At 56.6% G+C, this 17858-nt stretch carries 18 protein-coding genes; 8 read left to right on the forward strand and 10 right to left on the reverse strand.

Annotation, left to right across the window (positions count from 1 at the left end):
* The first annotated feature begins 136 nt into the window (after window positions 1–136).
* Entirely contained in the window at window positions 137–514 is a 378-nt protein-coding gene (yacL, locus tag HZZ01_RS12355; protein ID WP_179897700.1) for a protein YacL, read from the forward strand.
* Between the two features lie 46 nt (window positions 515–560).
* On the opposite strand, the gene HZZ01_RS12360 is transcribed toward yacL, so the two are convergent.
* The 5 genes from HZZ01_RS12360 to HZZ01_RS12380 all read right to left on the reverse strand — a co-directional run bounded on the left by HZZ01_RS12360 (window position 561) and on the right by HZZ01_RS12380 (window position 5978).
* Window positions 561–1244: an SDR family oxidoreductase gene (locus HZZ01_RS12360; RefSeq protein WP_179897702.1), complete on the reverse strand. Its 684-nt coding sequence runs from the start codon at window positions 1242–1244 to the stop codon at window positions 561–563.
* The gene (locus HZZ01_RS12365) at window positions 1241–2437 is read right to left on the reverse strand and encodes an exo-alpha-sialidase (RefSeq protein ID WP_179897704.1); all 1197 of its coding nucleotides are present in this window, start codon (window positions 2435–2437) and stop codon (window positions 1241–1243) included. The genes HZZ01_RS12360 and HZZ01_RS12365 overlap by 4 nt, the downstream gene beginning before the upstream one ends.
* Window position 2438: 1 nt before the next feature.
* Window positions 2439–3854, reverse strand: coding sequence for a sodium:solute symporter family protein (locus HZZ01_RS12370; protein ID WP_179897853.1), 1416 nt, complete (start codon window positions 3852–3854; stop codon window positions 2439–2441).
* A 79-nt stretch (window positions 3855–3933) separates the two neighbouring features.
* Window positions 3934–4818, reverse strand: coding sequence for a dihydrodipicolinate synthase family protein (locus HZZ01_RS12375; protein WP_179897706.1), 885 nt, complete (start codon window positions 4816–4818; stop codon window positions 3934–3936).
* An 11-nt stretch (window positions 4819–4829) separates the two neighbouring features.
* Window positions 4830–5978 carry an iron-containing alcohol dehydrogenase gene (locus HZZ01_RS12380; protein WP_179897708.1) on the reverse strand — a complete coding sequence of 383 codons (1149 nt, stop codon included), beginning with the start codon at window positions 5976–5978 and terminating at the stop codon, window positions 4830–4832.
* A gap of 187 nt (window positions 5979–6165) precedes the next feature.
* Between HZZ01_RS12380 and HZZ01_RS12385 the strand changes: the two genes are divergently transcribed.
* Genes HZZ01_RS12385 through HZZ01_RS12395 form a run of 3 tightly spaced genes read left to right on the forward strand, consistent with a single transcriptional unit; the run spans window position 6166 to window position 9169 of the window.
* Window positions 6166–7425 (forward strand): four-carbon acid sugar kinase family protein, encoded by a 1260-nt coding sequence (locus HZZ01_RS12385; protein WP_179897710.1) that lies wholly within the window; start codon window positions 6166–6168, stop codon window positions 7423–7425.
* The gene (locus HZZ01_RS12390) at window positions 7418–8398 is read left to right on the forward strand and encodes a D-threonate 4-phosphate dehydrogenase (protein ID WP_179897712.1); all 981 of its coding nucleotides are present in this window, start codon (window positions 7418–7420) and stop codon (window positions 8396–8398) included. Before HZZ01_RS12385 ends, HZZ01_RS12390 begins: the two co-directional genes overlap by 8 nt.
* A gap of 6 nt (window positions 8399–8404) precedes the next feature.
* Entirely contained in the window at window positions 8405–9169 is a 765-nt protein-coding gene (locus HZZ01_RS12395) for a DeoR/GlpR family DNA-binding transcription regulator (protein WP_179897714.1), read from the forward strand.
* Window positions 9170–9267: 98 nt separating this feature from the next.
* On the opposite strand, the gene speD is transcribed toward HZZ01_RS12395, so the two are convergent.
* The 3 genes from speD to HZZ01_RS12410 form a co-directional block, all read right to left on the reverse strand.
* Complete coding sequence (gene speD / locus HZZ01_RS12400; RefSeq protein WP_003854677.1) at window positions 9268–10077, reverse strand: adenosylmethionine decarboxylase; 810 nt, start codon at window positions 10075–10077, stop codon at window positions 9268–9270.
* A gap of 27 nt (window positions 10078–10104) precedes the next feature.
* The gene (gene speE / locus HZZ01_RS12405; protein WP_179897716.1) at window positions 10105–10968 is read right to left on the reverse strand and encodes a polyamine aminopropyltransferase; all 864 of its coding nucleotides are present in this window, start codon (window positions 10966–10968) and stop codon (window positions 10105–10107) included.
* A 102-nt stretch (window positions 10969–11070) separates the two neighbouring features.
* Complete coding sequence (locus HZZ01_RS12410; protein ID WP_003854673.1) at window positions 11071–11418, reverse strand: YacC family pilotin-like protein; 348 nt, start codon at window positions 11416–11418, stop codon at window positions 11071–11073.
* Window positions 11419–11599: 181 nt separating this feature from the next.
* On the opposite strand from HZZ01_RS12410, the gene cueO reads away from it, so the two are divergent.
* Window positions 11600–13204 (forward strand): multicopper oxidase CueO, encoded by a 1605-nt coding sequence (gene cueO / locus HZZ01_RS12415; protein WP_179897719.1) that lies wholly within the window; start codon window positions 11600–11602, stop codon window positions 13202–13204.
* Here the strand turns inward: cueO and HZZ01_RS12420 are convergent, their stop codons facing one another.
* Entirely contained in the window at window positions 13205–14488 is a 1284-nt protein-coding gene (locus tag HZZ01_RS12420) for a cystathionine gamma-synthase family protein (RefSeq protein WP_179897721.1), read from the reverse strand.
* Window positions 14489–14723: 235 nt separating this feature from the next.
* Here HZZ01_RS12420 and hpt point away from each other — a divergent pair, with 235 nt between their 5' ends.
* Entirely contained in the window at window positions 14724–15260 is a 537-nt protein-coding gene (hpt, locus tag HZZ01_RS12425; protein ID WP_179897723.1) for a hypoxanthine phosphoribosyltransferase, read from the forward strand.
* An 81-nt stretch (window positions 15261–15341) separates the two neighbouring features.
* Here hpt and can read toward each other — a convergent pair whose 3' ends face one another.
* On the reverse strand, window positions 15342–15998 hold the full coding sequence (gene can / locus HZZ01_RS12430) for a carbonate dehydratase (protein ID WP_136197297.1): 657 nt from the start codon (window positions 15996–15998) through the stop codon (window positions 15342–15344).
* 108 nt (window positions 15999–16106) lie between these two features.
* On the opposite strand from can, the gene HZZ01_RS12435 reads away from it, so the two are divergent.
* Both HZZ01_RS12435 and HZZ01_RS12440 read left to right on the forward strand, forming a co-directional pair.
* Window positions 16107–17036, forward strand: coding sequence for an ABC transporter ATP-binding protein (locus tag HZZ01_RS12435; protein WP_179897726.1), 930 nt, complete (start codon window positions 16107–16109; stop codon window positions 17034–17036).
* A complete protein-coding gene (locus HZZ01_RS12440; protein ID WP_003854661.1) occupies window positions 17033–17803 on the forward strand; it encodes an ABC transporter permease in 771 nt (256 codons plus the stop codon). Before HZZ01_RS12435 ends, HZZ01_RS12440 begins: the two co-directional genes overlap by 4 nt.
* Window positions 17804–17858: the final 55 nt, after the last annotated feature.

Here is a 17858-nt window from a genome sequence, read left to right on the forward strand (position 1 = left end):
CTCAGCATTGAGCAGAGAGACCATCAAAAGCTGGATTTCGGCAGACAGCCTGTAATAATGCGCGACGTGTCACACTTTGCTGCACAGGCAGCACTGACACTCATTAGATGACGCGACGACGTTGAGAGGACGGGCGATGGAATATGAATTTTTACGCGATGTGACCGGACAGATTAAGGTTCGCATGTCGATGGGTCATGAAGTAGTCGGCCACTGGTTCAACGAAGAGGTGAAAAACGATCCGGGATTACTGGATGAAGTTGAAGCCGCAATCGAAGACGTCAAAGGTAGCGTGCGTCAGTGGCAGCGCGTCGGCAGCGAATATACCATCCTGCTGGATGAGGAAGAGGTGATGATTCGCGCCAACCTGCTGGCGCTGGAAGATGACGGCATGGAAGAGGGGATGAACTATTACGATGAAGAGAGCCTCTCGTTCTGCGGCATTGAAGATTTTCAGCTGGTGATCACCGCCTGGCGTCAGTTTGTGAACCAGTACGGCAAACCCGTACGGTAAGCCCTTACGGTTAAAGCCGGGCGATTTTCTCCGCCCGGCCAGTTTACTAACTTAGCGACGCTCCCCCACACATCACCAGCTGCTGACCGGTAATCGCCGCCGCCGCAGGCGACAGCAGGAAGTCGACCAGCCCGGCCACTTCCTGTGGCTGAATGTAGCGACCTATCGGCGGCAATTTTGGCGGTGAACTGGCCCGGCCCGGCTGTTGCAGCATCGGCGTTTCGGTGGCGCCTGGCGCCACAATATTGGCAGTAATGCCGCGCGGAGCGAGTTCCGCCGCCCAGCTGCGCACCATGCCGATCATCGCCGATTTGGTGGCCACATACTGACTGCGGCCTGCCGCTCCCCCTGATGTCCGGCTGCCCAGCAGCACAAGTCTGCCGCCTGCATTCATTCGGGGCGCAAAATGATTCGCCAGCTGTTCTGCGGCGGCCACATGCAGTTGCCACAGACGTGCGCTGGCGCTTAGATCCAGCGCCCCCAGCGGCGCGGCCTGCATCATTCCCGCTGCATGGATCACGGCCTGCGGCACCGGCAGTTCGTCCAGTAAAGCCTGCAGTGCCGCGCTGTCGCTGATATCGATCTGATGGCTCTGCCAGCCCGCTTCTGGCCGGTTTATCGCCGAGCGGCTCAGGCCGGTAACCTGCCAGCCTTCATTCAGCAGGCGATCCACAATCGCCTGACCGATGCCGGAACTGGCCCCGGTCACCAGCGCCGTGCGTTCAATCACGCATCACCTCCCTGTACCCATGACTCCTCGACCCGCACATATTTAATCGCCTGGCGATACCACGTGTAGGCGATATGCAGTTCGCCGTTCACGCCCTGTTTAATGCTGGGATAAGAGAACTCACGGTTTAATTTCTGCTGGGAGTTATTGGTCATGCAGTAGCCGTCGCCTTCGTCCAGATTACGCTGCAGCGGCCAGCTTTTGCCGCCATCCGTGGAGATAGCCAGCGTCATCGGCGCGCGTGGCGCACCCCAGAAGGCGGTGCGACCGTTGTGCACGACCGGTTCGGCGACGACCGCAACGTCACTGTCCTCTTCCTCATCTTCAATTTCGTCATACAGCGACAACCGACGTTCGCTGGCACCTTCGGCGCTCATGGCATTGAACACCAGCGCCAGATGACCATTCCGCAGCGTCGTGACCTGGATCGAGGAGTTATTGTTAGGCAGCGACAGCGGCTCGGGCGCGCTCCAGCTTTCACCCTGATCAAATGAGCGACTCTGGTAGATGTGGTCGGCCCAGCGACTGCGATAGAGCGCCAGCAGCGAACCATCATCCAGCAGGGTAACGTTCATATGGACGCAGCCGGTGCTGTCGGGCACGCTGACGTCGCGCCAGCTCTGGCCTTTATCTTCTGAGATTTTTACCGCGCTGATGTCATAGCTGCCAACCCACTTTTCGCCGGGCTGTGTCAGGCAGTAAAACACCGGCAGTAACCAGTTACCGTTGGGCAGCACCACAATCGGCTGGCGAATAAAAGTGCCAGGCTTATCCAGCAGGGTTTTAATCTCGCCCCAGCTTTTACCCAGATCGTGAGACTGGCGATAGCGCACAATCGCGGTGTCCTGATTGCCCGCTTTCTGCGCCGTCCACAGCAGCCACAGCACCTGGTCGGGATCGAGAAACAGCACCGGATTCTGTTCTGAACGCCCCGGATCGTCGGAGAGTTTTTGGGCTTCACTCCAGCGAACGAGGCCTTTTTGCAGCCGTGAACACCAGACAGAGATATCAGCGATCCCTTCCTGCGTGCCGCCAAACCAGACGCAAAGCAGATCGCCATCGGGCAGCGGGAGCAGGTTAGCCGCGTGGTTTTGCGGGCAGGAAGAGGGCAGCATCGCAACCTGCTGCGCGCTGTCCTGCGGGTGAGGCGCAAGCAGGCCGGTACGTTCTGCGGTGACGGTTTCCTGAGTCATATTAGGCTCCACTGTTTTGTGCATTGTGTTGCGATTGAGGCTGAGACTGGCGTGACGGGATACAGCGGTCAATCACCATAATAATGGCCGGGGTGAGCAGCGCCACGTACATATTGTCGATACCAAACGGGTTACCCATCAGGAACCAGACGGACGTCACCACGCAGGCACCAATCAGACCGGCGTTGGCACCGCGGGTGCTCTTAAACCACGGCAGGTAGAACGCCATGATCGCCACCACGGTAATCGACAGGCGAATCGCACGGGTAAAGAACGAGAGTTTCAGCACTTCCGGGAAGAACAGGACAAACAGCAGCGGAAAGAAGCCGATGCCAATCGAGATCCAGCGCGTCATTTTAAATTCGCGCTCTGGCGTCGGGTTTCGATAGGGCACGTAAAAGTCTTTGACGACCAGCGAGGCGATGGCCAGCGCCACGGTGCCGACGCTGACAAAGATCGAGGCTACCAGCGAAGTGGTGACAATGCCCGCCAGCCACGGTGACATATCCTGCAGAAACACCGGCAGCGCATAGAGGCTCTTGATATCAGGATGAGCAAACTTCGCCGCCACGCCAATCAGCGCCATCGCCAGACCGATCGGCAGGCAGAAGATGAAGGCGACCCAGGTAGCACGCTTCGCTGACTTCACATCTTTGGTGGAGGAGATCGCCTGGATCACAAACTGGGTACAGAAGATCGAGCCCACGGTTCCGATCAGCCAGGCCACAATGGTGCTGGCACCGACGTGACCATCCCATGTCCAGTAGAACGCCGGCATTTTCTCCATCATCGGAGCGACGCCACCGGTCATCTTCAGCGCGACATAAAGGATGATCAGGATCCCCATATACTTGATGGCGCTATGCAGCAGCGTGACCCAGGCCACCCCTTTCATACCGCCAAATGCAAAGTAGAAGGTACTCACCACTGCAGTGATAAAGGCCGCCTGAGTCAGGTCGATCTTCAGCACGGTAGAGATGGCCGCCGCGCCGCTGATGTAGTTACCGACGTTAACCAGCAGGAGTGCATAGATCATGATCAGCGAGATAATATTTTTGGTTGAACTGCCATATTTCTCGGCGATAGCACCGGAGATCGTGATCTTTCCGGTGTTGTAGATGCGCTTGACCAGTATCAGGCCAAACAGCGGGAAGCCAATCGCGGCACCGATGACCGACCATGAAGCGGCAAAGCCATCTTCAAAGGCCGCCTGCGCGGTGCCGATGGTGGATTTTGCCCCGATATATTCAGACATCAGCATAATGCCGACGATAAAAGCAGGCATGGCGCGCGAGCCTTCCATAAAGTCGCCGCTGGTTTTACTGCGCAGCCGCCAGGTGAGCCAGGTGGTGAACAGAATATAGGCGACCACCATGCCGACGATCAGTAAGGTGCTCTCAGTTGAAAATGCTTTCATCATGACCTCGATTGTTCTGGCAGATGGCGACCATCAGGTTCGTTCTCATCTGACCGGTAGGGTGCAAAGGTGATGGACGTTATTGCAGGTAGTGGTTCACGATTTGACGGATCTGCTGCTGCTCTTCGTCGCTGAACTGCACCGCATAGCGACTGTCACCCACCTCAAAGCCCTGCAGGCTGACGGCTTTTTTCACGACGGCAGGTGAGAAACCGATGCTGTAAAGCGCGGTGCGCAGGCCGGTGACGTTCTCCTGAGCCTGATGCGAACCGGCAATATCGCCCGCACTGAAGCGCGCCCAGATGGCGTTAATCGCCTCCGGTGCCACGTTTGCCAGCCCGGAAACAGCGGCAGAGCAGCCATCAACGAAACCCTGGTGGATCATAGAATCCGGGCCGTTCAGCACATCAAAGTCCTCACAGTCGGCGGTAGCCTGCAGAAAGCCGCTCAGACTTTCATAGCTGCCTGCTGAATCTTTAATGCCGATGATGTTCGGGTGCGCGGCCAGCGTGCGGACGGTCTCTGGCTGCAAGGTATTGCCGGTACGTGCCGGGATGTTGTAGAGGAACAGCGGCACCGACAGCGCGTCAGCCACGCGATGATAGTGGTCGATCAGCGCCTGCTGTTTAAGCGGAACAAACCACGGCGTGATTGCGGAGACAGCATCTACGCCAAGGCAGGCAATCTGTTTGCCGAGCCGGATCGTTTCACGGGTCGAAATCTCCCCGATGTGCGCTACCACCGGCGCCCGGCCGTTAACCTCATCGACGCAGGTGGTGGTAACCGCGATTTTCTCCTGCTCGTTCAGCACAAAGAACTCGCCATTGGTACCCCCGCAGAAGATGCCGTTACCGGCGTTGATCTGGCGTCTGACCTGCTCACGTTGTGTCACCGGATCAAAGGCACCTTCCCGATCAAAGGTGGTGACGATGGCGGTCAGTACGCCGTTTATTTTCTTATTCATAACACTCCTCATTACGCCTGGCAGGAAGGGAAAAGCGTCAGGTAAACGGCGCGCACATCGTCGGCGGTGACTGCCATCGGCACGTTGTTCATCAGACGCTGGACGTCGAGCGCGGCTTCCACTAATCCGGGCAGGTGATCCGGGCTGATGCCCAGTGCTTCCAGGCTGGCAGGCAGTTGCAGCCGCGCCACCAGCGCGGTGAAGTAGTCGACCAGCGCGTGTGATTTCTCTTCATCGCTTAAACGGATGTCGGCGTCGGGCAGCAGATCATAGGCCTGAGCGAATTTGCTCACTGCCGCCGGACGGATAAAGCGCATGCAGGGTGCCAGCAAAATGGCGTTGGCAACGCCGTGTGGCAGGTGATATTTGCCGCCGAGCGGATAAGAGAGGGCATGCACCAGATGTGTTCCTGCATGGGCAATCGATGCACCGCCATAATAAGAGGCCCAGAGCATCTCCAGCCGCGCCTGTAAATTTTCTGGCTCGCGCAGGGTGGTTTCGAGATTAGCGAACAGTTTCTTCATCCCAATCAGCGCATAGTTGTCGCTGACCGGGTTGGCGACATTGGCGGTAAAACACTCAATCAGATGGCAGAGGGCGTCAATACCGGTTGAAGAGGCGATATGTGGTGGCATGCTGGTGGTGAGCTCCGGCAACAGTGCCACCACATCGGGCAGCATCACCGGTGAAATAATACCGACTTTGGTCTCTTTCTCCGGGATCGCCAGGATCGCATTGGGCGTCGCTTCAGAACCCGTGCCTGCGGTGGTGGGGATCAGTATTGAACGGGTACGGCGCTGCGGCTTTTCGCCTGCCAGCAAGGCGTCCAGAGAAGGCGCGGCGTCGATGCACAGCACTGAGAGCAGCTTCGCCACATCCAGCACGCTACCGCCGCCGATGCCAATCACCATGTCGACCTGGCCCTGGGAAAGCGCTGAGATAATCGCTGCTACGTCATGCTGGCTTGGTTCAGGTGGGACGCTGTTGACTACGCTGATACCCGGAATCTGATCCCGAAGTTGACCCATCAGCGCCTGCACTGCCGGAATCGCCTCAATATTCCGATCAGTGACCACGACTGCTGTTGATACCCCTTTCAGCAGATAGCGCATGTTATTTAACGCCTGATAACCACTAATCACCGTGCTGTTAATGTTCATTTCATACCCTTATTTCTGTCGTGTCTGAGCAGATGATTAATCTTGCTCAGCACAATGCGAAGTCAGTCACTCTCTGTGGCTAATTTTATAAGGCATATCGATTTCGATTAATTTGAACTTGCTCACATATAATCAATCATGATTGAATATAATCAAATGCAGCGGCAGTCACCTGACAGGAGTGAGGATGGGCTCATCATTATGGAAAACCCCGGTGCTGGTCATCGCCGATGACTTTACCGGTGCCAACGATGCGGGGAGCGGCCTGGCACAGGCTGGCGCCCGCGTACATGTGCTGTTTGGCAATGCGGTACCGTTACCAGACGACGCTGCGGATGTGCTGGTCATCAGCACCGACAGCCGGGCGGTCAGCGCCAGCCAGGCCACAGAGCGCGTCGCTCAGGTGGTGCAGCATTTCGCCGCACAGCTTCAGCAGGGCTGGCTGTTCAAAAAGATCGACTCCACGCTGCGCGGCAACGTCGGTGCTGAAACCAGTGCTGCGCTGCGTGCCAGCGGCAAAACGCTGGCGCTGGTTGCACCAGCGGTGCCACGACTGGGCCGCACTACACGCGAGGGTAAAGTGTGGGTCAATCAGCGTTTACTGACGGACACCGAATTTGCCAGCGATCCGAAAACCCCGATCCTCAGCGCCTGCATCCTCGATCAGATGCAGATCGACGGCACGGAGATCGATCTCGCGACGCTGCGCAGCGATCGACTTGATGCAGTGTTAGCGGCGGCGCATGGCATCGTGGTGGTGGATGCCGAGAATGAGGCCGATCTGGCGAGACTGATAACCGCGGCGGCGCAGCTGACAGAGAAGCCGCTGCTGGTCGGAGCCGCGGGATTAAGCGATGCGCTGGGCGCAGCGCTCTCTGTTCGCCCGTCGCGCCCCGTGCTGGCGGTAGTGGGATCGATGAGCAGCAGCGCGCAGCAGCAGATAGCCACGCTGCGTAACCAGCGGGCAGTTGAGATAGTGGATGTCGATATCCGTCAGCGCTTTCAACATCCCGCCTGGCCCGACCGGGATCGCTGGATCGAACAGGCGGCTACCGCACTGCGTGCCGGTCGCCATACGGTGATCCGCACCTGCCAGCATGCATCCCAGCGGCACGAGATCGCGCATCTCAGCCAGCAGCATAGCGTGACCCGCCAGCAACTGGGCGAAGCGATCAGTCAGTTGCTGGGCGAAATGACCTACAGCCTGTGCCAGGCACAGTTGCCGCATGCGCTCTATCTGTCGGGAGGCGACGTGGCGATTGCCGTTGCCCAGGCACTGGGGGCCAGCGGTTTTAAAATTCAGGGTCTGGTGGCGGGTTGTGTGCCGCACGGGGTTCTGCTTAACAGTGAATTTACTCTGCCAGTGATGACCAAAGCGGGTGGCTTTGGTGATGAAAATACGCTGGTAGCAGCCATAGGTTTTATTGAGGAGAAGTCGAGTGAGTAAAATTATTGCGATCACCATGGGCGATCCGGCGGGCATCAGCCCCGAAATCATCATCAGGTCGCTCTCTGAAGGTGAGCTGAATGGCATTCCTGCGGTGGTGATTGGTTGTGCCAGTACGCTGCGCCGCATTATGGCGATGAACATTACGCCGCAGGCCGAGCTGCGGGTGCTGGATCGGGTACAGGATGCGCGGTTTGCGCCCGGCATCATCAACGTAATCGATGAGCCCCTGGCCGATCCTGACGCGCTGAAACCTGGCGTGGTGCAGAAAGAGGCAGGCGATCTGGCATGGCGTTGCGTTAAACGTGCTACTGAGCTGGCACTGGCGGGTGACGTGCAGGCCATTGCCACGGCGCCGCTGAACAAAGAGGCGCTGCATGCGGCGGGCCATCTCTATCCGGGTCACACCGAACTGCTGGCGCATCTTACCGGGACCAAAGATTACGCCATGGTCCTCTACACCGATAAGCTGAAAGTGATTCATGTCACGACCCACATTGCGCTACGTAAGTTTCTCGATACGCTTAATCAGCCGCGCATTAAAACCGTGATTGGTATGGCGGACACTTTCCTGCGTCGTGTCGGTTACAGCGCCCCGCGTATCGCCGTGGCGGGCGTTAATCCGCACGCCGGTGAGAATGGCCTGTTTGGTGATGAGGAGATCACCACCGTGGCGCCCGCTATTGAGGCGATGAAAGCGCAGGGAATTGATGTCTCCGGGCCGTGTCCGCCGGACACGGTGTTCCTGCAGTGCCAGGATGGACGGTATGACATGGTGGTCGCGATGTATCACGATCAGGGGCATATTCCGCTGAAACTGCTGGGCTTCTATGATGGCGTCAACATCACCGCAGGCCTGCCGTTTATCCGCACCTCTGCTGACCATGGCACCGCATTTGATATCGCCTGGACAGGTAAAGCGAAGTCTGACAGCATGGCGATCTCTATTAAACTCGCGATGCAGCTCGCATAGGGATATATGAAGGGACAGAGCCGTCTTGACCAGATTATGGACTACCTGAAAAGCCATAATCTGGTGACTGTTGAGCAACTGGTCAGTGCGATTTCCGCCTCACCCGCCACGATTCGACGTGATTTGATCAAGCTGGATAAAGAGGGCGTGATCAGCCGCAGTCATGGCGGCGTGACCCTGAATCGTTTTATTCCTGCCCAGCCAACCACACTTGAGAAAATGCAGCGTAACCTGGCCGAGAAGCAGGCGATCGCGGAATGCGCCGCCAGCTTTGTCCGGTCGGGCGATGCGGTCGTGCTGGATGCGGGCACCACGATGCTGGAGCTGGCGCGGCAGCTTACGCATCTGCCACTGCGGGTCATCACTGCCGATCTGCACATTGCCCTGTTTTTGTCTGAGTTTAAGCAGATCGAAGTGACGATTATTGGCGGACGCATCGACGACTCCAGTCAGTCCTGTGTGGGTGAACATGGACGCCGGTTGCTGCGTAGCATCAATCCCGATATCGCGTTTGTCAGCTGTAACTCCTGGAGCCTTGAGCGCGGTATTACCACGCCGACCGAGGAGAAAGCCGGGCTGAAACACGATCTGCTGGCCAATGCGGCTCGCCGGGTGTTGCTTGCAGACAGCAGCAAATATGGTTCCTGGTCACTGTTCTGCGCCTCACCGGTGGATGATCTGACCGATGTGGTCACCGACAGTCGGTTAGATGAAACGGTCTGCCGCGCGCTGCGCGAGCGCGGGATTACGCTGGCGCTGACGTCCGCCTGAACAGAACGCGCCATCTTTTCCAGACCGCATTCTAAAACCGGTGGGGGAGAAAACAGGCGGGATAAGACGCGCAGGCTGTAACGCTGCGCGCCTGTTAATCAAAGGGTCTTCAGGCCCACTGAGGGGATATTTCTGCCGTAGTAAATCTCACGCATCTCTTTCCAGAGCAGGTCAGTAATGCGCTTGTGCTCCTGCGGGCTGAGATCTTCCGGACGGGTGTTAAACAGGTAATGTTTAAGGTCGAACTCTTTCAGTAACATCTTGGTATGGAAGATATTTTCCTGATAGACATTCACATCCACCATGTCATACATCGCTTTCATATCGTCAGACATGAAGTTCTGAATCGAATTGATCTCGTGATCGATAAAGTGCTTCATGCCTTTCACATCACGGGTAAAACCGCGCACCCGGTAATCGACGGTGACAATGTCTGACTCCAGCTGGTGGATCAGATAATTCAGCGCCTTAAGCGGTGAGATTACGCCACAGGTTGAGACTTCGATATCGGCGCGGAAAGTGCAAAGTCCGCCTTCCGGATGGCTCTCCGGATAGGTATGCACGCAGATATGGCTTTTATCGAGATGCGCCACCACCGAGTTAGGCAGCGGGCCGGGATGCTCGGAGTTATCAATATCTTTAGGATCGATCGGCTCTTCGCTGACCAGAATCGTGACGCTGGCTCCCTGCGGTTCATAATCCTGGCGCGCAATGTTGAGCACGTTAGCCCCGATGATTGAGCAGGTCTCAGTCAGGATTTCTGTCAATCGGTTAGCGTTATATTGTTCATCAATGTAGGCGATGTAACCATCGCGTTCAGCTTCAGTATTCGCATAACAGATATCGTAAATACAAAAACTCAGGCTTTTCGTCAGGTTATTGAAGCCATGTAGTTTCAGCTTTTGCAATTTTGTTAACCCCTTAAAAATGCACGATCAGCTCGCGTCAGATAACGCATTTAACAGATATTGTGGCAGGGCAAAGCTGCCGGTATGGATCGCAGGTGTGTAATAACGGCAGGTCAGGCCAGCGGCCTCGAATCGTGTCTGCAGAGTGGCGGTATCAAGCTGGCGTAGCGCCGGATTGTCACTCGCCCAGGCAAAAGTCATAATGCCGCCGTAATAGGTCGGAATCGCTGCCTGATAGAAACTGACATCGCCAAAGTAATGGCCCAGTTTGCGATGGCTGTTGACGGCCTCATCCTGCTGCAGGAAGCAGACGCCATTCTGCGCCACGAAGATGCCATTTTCATTAAGGGCTGCTTTGCAACCGGCATAAAATTCGGAGGTAAACAGACTCTCGCCCGGACCAATCGGATCGGTGCAGTCGGAGATAATGACATCGAATTTTTCCTGCGTCTGATTGACGAAGTTAACCCCGTCATCAATCACCAGCGTAAAGCGCGGATCGTCATAGGCACCTGCGCTGTGGTTCGGCAGATACTGGCGACAAAACGTAACGACGCCCGCATCGATCTCCACCATAGTGATCTTTTCGACTTCCGGATGACGTGACACTTCACGCAGCATAGCACCGTCGCCGCCGCCGATGATCAGGACGCGCTTCGCCGCGCCATGCGCCAGCAGCGGAACGTGGGTCATCATTTCATGATAGATAAATTCGTCGCGTTCGGTGGTCTGCACGACGCCGTCCAGCGCCATCACACGGCCCATCGCGGCATTTTCGAAAATGATTAAATCCTGATGCGCAGTTTTCTCACGGTACAGCTCGTTGTCTACCGTGAAATACTGGCCAAAACCGGCATGAAGGGTTTCATACCACGTTTCATTGTGGGCCATGGTGCTCTCCTCTGATGACATCGCCATGAAGATGGGCGGCACATGATAGCTAACACTGACCGTCGTTGCACGGTCAATGTCCGGCTGCAGAGGGCAGAGCTGTTACCTGACGTAGGCCAGCAGGCTCAGCGAGTCGCGGGCCAGTGACTTACATTTTTTGTCGTTAGTGATGGCGATGCCGCTGAGATCGCGATAACTGTCTTCACCCAGCGCTTTCATATTGTAGTTGCTGTAGTTGCTTAAATCCCAGCGATTCTGCTGAGCAAAAAAGACCAGCGCTTTGCGAATCTGCGCATCCGGTAAATCCTGATAGCCACAATCATTTTTCAGATAAACAAAAACCGCCGTAAGATCAGCCAGATCTTCCGCTTCGGATTCGCTTAGAGCAAAACTGGTGGAGGAGAAGCCAAGGAGTCCCGTCAACAGCAGGATCCTGATACTTTGCTTCATAGTCGTTCTCTTCAATGGATATTGCTCATGACGTTAGCACAGTTATTCTCAGGTTTTCGATTAATTTGGGGCTGCAAGCCGCTGTAACGCCTTTTTTCGTCAGATCCGCACGGGTAAGACTTGACCTTCCCATAAGGTCAGGGTTTAGGCTGTTCGCTCCAATGCCACAAGGATGATCACCATGCAACGTCGCCATTTCCTGAAACTCACCGCCGCACTGAGTGCAGCCGGAGCCTTGCCGCTCTGGAGCCGTCCGCTGATGGCGGCTACCCGTCCGCTGTTGCCGATCCCGTCACTGCTGGAACCCGATGCCAGGGGCAGCTACAGCCTCACCGCCATGCAGGGCACCACACAGTGGAACGGCAACGCGGTGCCGACGTGGGGCTATAACGGCAGCCTGCTGGGGCCGGTGCTGAAGATGCAGAGTGGCAAACCGGTGACGGTGAACATCCATAACCGGCTTAGCGAAGCGACAACCCTGCACTGGCACGGGCTGGAAATTCCCGGCGCCGTGGATGGTGGCCCGCAGGCGATAATTGCGCCTGGCGGATCGCGCCAGGTCTCTTTCACGCCCGATCAACCCGCTGCGACCTGCTGGTATCACCCGCATCTGCACGGCAAAACCGGGCATCAGGTGGCGCAAGGGCTGGCGGGCTTGATCCTGCTGGAAGACAAAGAGAGTGGAACGCTGAGGCTGCCCACACAGTGGGGTGTGGATGATGTGCCGCTGATTTTTCAGGATAAGCAACTGACCAAAGATGGGCGCCTTATCGATTATCAACTTGATGTGATGCGCGCCGCGGTGGGCTGGTTTGGCGACATGATGCTGACCAATGGTGTGCCGTATCCGCAGCATGCGGTGCCGCGCGGCTGGCTGCGTCTGCGTCTGCTCAACGGCTGCAATGCCCGTTCGCTGCACGTTGCCACCAGTGATAAACGTTCGCTCTTTGTCATCGCCAGCGATGGTGGCCTGCTGGCCGAGCCGGTGAAGCTTGACTCGCTGCCGATCCTGCCGGGTGAACGTTTTGAGGTGATGATCGATACTTCTGACGGTAAGGCCTTTGATATGGTGACGCTGCCAACGGAGCAGATGGGCATGACGTTGCCGCCGTTTGACCAGCCGCTGCCACTGGTGCAGATCCTGCCACTGCGGGTGATGGCCAGCGCCACGCTGCCGGATCAGCTGGCGACGCTGCCCGCGCTGCCCTCCACCGACGGCCTGACGGCACGCTGGCTGCAACTGATGATGGACCCGCAGCTGGACCAGCAGGGAATGCAGGCATTAATGCAGCGCTACGGTGAGAAAGCGATGGGCAAGGGCGCTCATCATTCGATGCCGCAGATGCAGGAGAAAACGGCTGCCGAGCCGATGCCGCCGATGGAAAATATGGAAAACATGGATCACAGCATGCACGGCAATACGCCGCCCGCGGGTTACGATTTCCGCAACGGCAACACGATCAACGGTCAGGCCTTTGATATGACGAAGCCGTCATTTGCGGTGAAGCTGGGTGATTATGAGAAGTGGACGATTTCAGGGGAAGGCGATGCCATGCTGCATCCGTTCCACATTCACGGCACCCAGTTCCGTATTCTCTCAGAAAACGGCAAACCGCCCGCCCCGCATCGGCAGGGCTGGAAGGATATGGTGAATGTCGACGGCTGGCGCAGTGAAGTGCTGGTGCGCTTCAACTATGTCGCCACCGCCGAACACGCTTACATGGCCCACTGCCATCTGCTGGAGCATGAAGATACCGGCATGATGCTGGGCTTCACTGTGAGCTGATTACGCCTGCTCCAGCGCCAGCCTGATGTCTTCAATCAGGTCACCGGCGTTCTCGATGCCAATCGATAGCCGCACCGTGGCGTCAGTGATACCAATACGCTGACGCACCGCCTGCGGCACGCCGGAGTGAGTGGTGCTGCCAGGATGGCTGGCCAGCGACTCCGTACCGCCCAGGCTCACTGCCTGCTTAAATAGCGACAGCGCATTAAGAAAACGGAATGCAGCGGGCTGGCCGCCAGTGATATCAAATGAGAAGGTCGAACCTGCGCCGCTGCACTGCTCGCGATAGGTTTTCCCTTCGGCGCTCTCCGCATCCAGATAGGGCAGCCAGTGCAGCTTCGCCACCTTCGGGTGATCGCGCAGAAACGCCGCGACGGCTTCTGCATTGTGAAAGGCTTTCTCCATCCGCAGCGACAGCGTTTCCAGTGAGCGGCTGAGCATCCAGCTTGAGTGCGGGTCCAGCTGCGTGCCGATTGCGCTGCGCAGGGCGCGCACTTTTGCCATCAGCACTTTACTGCCCATCGCCGCGCCCGCAATCAGGTCAGAGTGACCGCCAACATACTTGGTCAGCGAGTAGAGCGACAGATCAGCGCCCAGCGTCAGCGGCTGCTGGAACAGCGGGCCGAGCAGCGTGTTGTCACAGGCGATAATCGGTCGTGAACCCTGTTGCTGGTCAATCTCATCGGCGATGCGCGCCATCAAGCGGATATTGACGAGGCTGTTAGTGGGATTCGCCGGTGTTTCAATCAGGATCACCGCTACCCGGCCCTGAGCCATCGCCTGCTGAGCGGCTTCACGCACTTTGACTTCATCATTACCGTCGCTGAAACCGACTGCTTTGATATCCAGATTATGCAGCGTCTTACTGAGCAGGGTTTCGGTGCCGCCATAGAGCGGCTGGGAATGCAGGATCACCTCGCCCGGACGGGCAAACGTGAGCAGGGTAGTGGAGATGGCCGCCATGCCGGAAGAGAAGAGCGAGCAGCTCTCTGCCTGCTCATAGACCGCCAGCCGATCTTCAACAATTTCGCTGTTCGGGTGATTAAAGCGGGAATAGACCAGCCCACCTGATTTGCCCTCCGGTGGTTCACGTCGGCCAGAGACGTAATCGAAGAAATCCCGTCCCTCTTCAGCGCTGTCAAAGACAAAGGTCGAGGTCAGAAACACCGGCGGCTTCACCGCACCTTCAGAGAGACGGGGATCATAGCCATAGTTCAGCATCTGGGTTTCAGGGTGCAGCGGCCTGTCACCGATATGCGTTTTTTTGCTTGAAGATGAAGTCATTGTGATCTCCGGCCAGCGGCGCGAGTAGGGTAACGATCTGTTGGATAAAGGCTACCACGCAGCGAATCATGCTGGTAAATGCCAGAATGTTCTAAGGTAATGCGCATTTTAGTTACCCGCAGGCGTTGGGTAATAAATTTCGGGAGGTAATCGTTTGCGTATGGGGCTGCACAGCCGTCACGGCTGCGTCTGTGATAGACTTCGGGGCTTTTCTGACGTAACCGGGCGGAACGCTATGAAACACACTGTTGAAGTGATGATCCCTGAACAGGCAATCGCCACGCGCATCGCTGAACTGGGCAAAGAGATTAACGAGCACTACCGCGACAGCGGCAGTGATATGGTGCTGGTAGGGCTGCTGCGCGGCTCATTCATGTTCATGGCTGATCTCTGTCGCGCCATTGATGTACCCCATGAAGTCGACTTTATGACGGCTTCCAGTTACGGCAGCGGCATGTCCAGCTCCCGTGATGTGAAAATCCTGAAAGATCTGGATGAAGACATTCGTGGCAAGGATGTGCTGATCGTCGAAGATATCATCGACTCCGGTAACACCCTGAGCAAAGTACGTGAGATTCTGCAACTGCGTCAGCCAAAATCACTGGCGATCTGTACCCTGCTGGATAAGCCAGAGCGCCGTGAAGTCGACGTGAACGTCGAATATGTCGGCTTTGCAATTCCGGATGAGTTCGTGGTGGGCTTTGGCATCGACTATGCTCAGCACTATCGCCATCTGCCTTACATCGGCAAAGTGGTGCCGCTGGAATCCTGATACTGCTGTGACCGCACATTCTTCCAAGGCCTGCACCGGTTGCCTGGTGTAGGCTATGTCGCGCTTTACGCCGCGATCGGCTCAGGACTCGCTGTTCATCCGCAGATTCGCAATGCCGTGACGGTAGCGCTGTTCGAGGATCTCCCGGCTGTTTGCGGTGACATCAAGGTTACGCAGACAGCCATCCTGAATGCCGTATACCCAGCCGTGCAGGGAGACATCCTTGCCGCGCTTCCAGGCAGATTGCAGCACGGTCGAATGCCCCAGGTTATAGACCTGTTCAATAACGTTGATTTCGCACAGTTTGTCCAGACGCTTATCCGGCGGGAGTTCCCCCAGCAACACGCTATGCTTGTACCAGAGGTCGCGGATGTGCAGCAGCCAGTTGTCGATTAATCCTAACTCCGGATTATCCATCGCTGCCTGCACGCCGCCGCAGCCGTAGTGGCCACACACGATTACGTGTTCCACTTCCAGCACTTCGATAGCGTACTGCACCACGGACAGACAGTTCAGATCGGTGTGGATCACCAGATTGGCAACATTGCGGTGAACAAAAAGTTCGCCTGGTTCCAGTCCGGTCAGGCGTTCGGCAGGGACACGGCTGTCAGAGCAGCCAATCCACAGGAAGCGCGGTTTTTGTGCCTGGGCAAGCCGCTCGAAAAAGCTGGGATCTTCTTCAACCAGTAATTTTGACCATTCGCGGTTGTTTCTGATCAGGGTATTGATGTCTGTCATGGCGTTGAGCGACCGGTTACTGCGCAAAGTGCGCGCGCGTACTATATGCCAGGGCCTGATAAATTTAAACGGCATTGCAATGCCACCAAAACAGGGTATGGATGCAGAATGACTTATGCACTGGAACTTTCCCGGCTGACCAAGACCTATCCCGGCGGCGTGCAGGCGCTGAAGGGCATCGATCTTAACGTTGAAGCGGGTGACTTTTATGCGCTGCTGGGGCCAAACGGTGCCGGTAAATCGACAACCATCGGCATTATCAGTTCGCTGGTCAATAAATCCGAGGGCAGCGTGCGGGTGTTTGGCTACGATCTGGATAAAGATGTGGTGAATGCCAAACGCCAGCTCGGCCTGGTGCCACAGGAGTTTAACTTTAACCCGTTCGAGACGGTGATGCAGATCGTCGTCAGCCAGGCGGGTTACTACGGCGTCGAGCGTCGTGAAGCCATTGAACGGGCAGAGAAGTATCTGAAGCAGCTCGATTTGTGGGGCAAACGCACTGAACGTGCCCGTATGCTCTCCGGCGGCATGAAACGTCGTCTGATGATCGCCCGTGCACTGATGCATGAGCCTAAGCTGTTGATCCTGGATGAACCGACGGCTGGCGTGGATATCGAATTACGCCGATCTATGTGGGTGTTCCTGAAGGATCTCAATGCCAAAGGCACCACCATTATTCTCACGACCCACTATCTTGAGGAAGCAGAGATGCTGTGCCGCAACATCGGCATCATTCAGAGCGGTGAGCTGGTAGAGAACACCTCAATGAAAGGGCTGTTGTCCAAGCTAAAATCGGAAACCTTTATTCTGGATCTGGCACCGCGCAGCCCGCTGCCAACGCTGGAAGGGTTCCAGTACCGTCTGACCGATACCTCAACGCTCGAAGTGGAAGTATTGCGTGAGCAGGGCCTCAACAGCGTCTTCAGCCAGCTGAGCGCGCAGGGTGTACAGGTGCTGAGTATGCGCAATAAAGCCAACCGTCTGGAAGAGCTGTTCGTTGGCCTGACGACGCAGGGAAAAACAGGAGTAAAAGCATGACACATCTGTACTGGGTGGCGCTGAAGAGCATCTGGGCCAAAGAGGTTAACCGTTTCGCCCGTATATGGATCCAGACGCTGGTGCCGCCGGTCATCACCATGACGCTCTATTTCATCATCTTTGGCAACCTGATTGGCTCGCGCATCGGTGAGATGCACGGCTTCAGCTATATGCAGTTCATCGTGCCGGGATTAATCATGATGGCGGTAATTACCAATGCCTATGCCAACGTCGCGTCGTCGTTCTTCAGCGCCAAATTCCAGCGCAACATTGAAGAGCTGCTGGTTGCACCGGTGCCCACCCACATCATCATTGCCGGTTATGTTGGCGGTGGCGTAGCGCGTGGTGTCTGCGTCGGCATTCTGGTGACGGCCATCTCGCTGTTCTTTGTGCCGTTCCAGGTGCACTCATGGTCGATGGTCGCGATCACGCTGTTGCTGACCGCGATTCTGTTTTCACTGGCCGGTCTGCTGAACGCCGTATTTGCCCGTACCTTTGACGATATCAGCCTGATCCCGACCTTTGTGCTGACGCCACTGACCTATCTGGGCGGCGTGTTCTATTCGCTGAGTCTGCTGCCGCCAATCTGGCAGGCAGTCTCTAAACTCAATCCAATCGTTTATATGATTAGCGGATTCCGTTATGGCTTCCTGGGCATTAATGATGTGCCGCTGGTGTTTACGCTCACGGTGCTGGTGGCCTTTATACTGGTGTTCTACTGGCTGGTCTATGCGCTGATACAGCGCGGGCGCGGATTGCGTACCTGACGTCAACCCGAAAGGTAAGGGCCACGCCGGAATAAGGGCGTGGCTTTTTCAGTTG

The organism is Pantoea sp. WMus005, assembly GCF_013415305.1.
GTDB lineage: Bacteria > Pseudomonadota > Gammaproteobacteria > Enterobacterales > Enterobacteriaceae > Pantoea > Pantoea rara.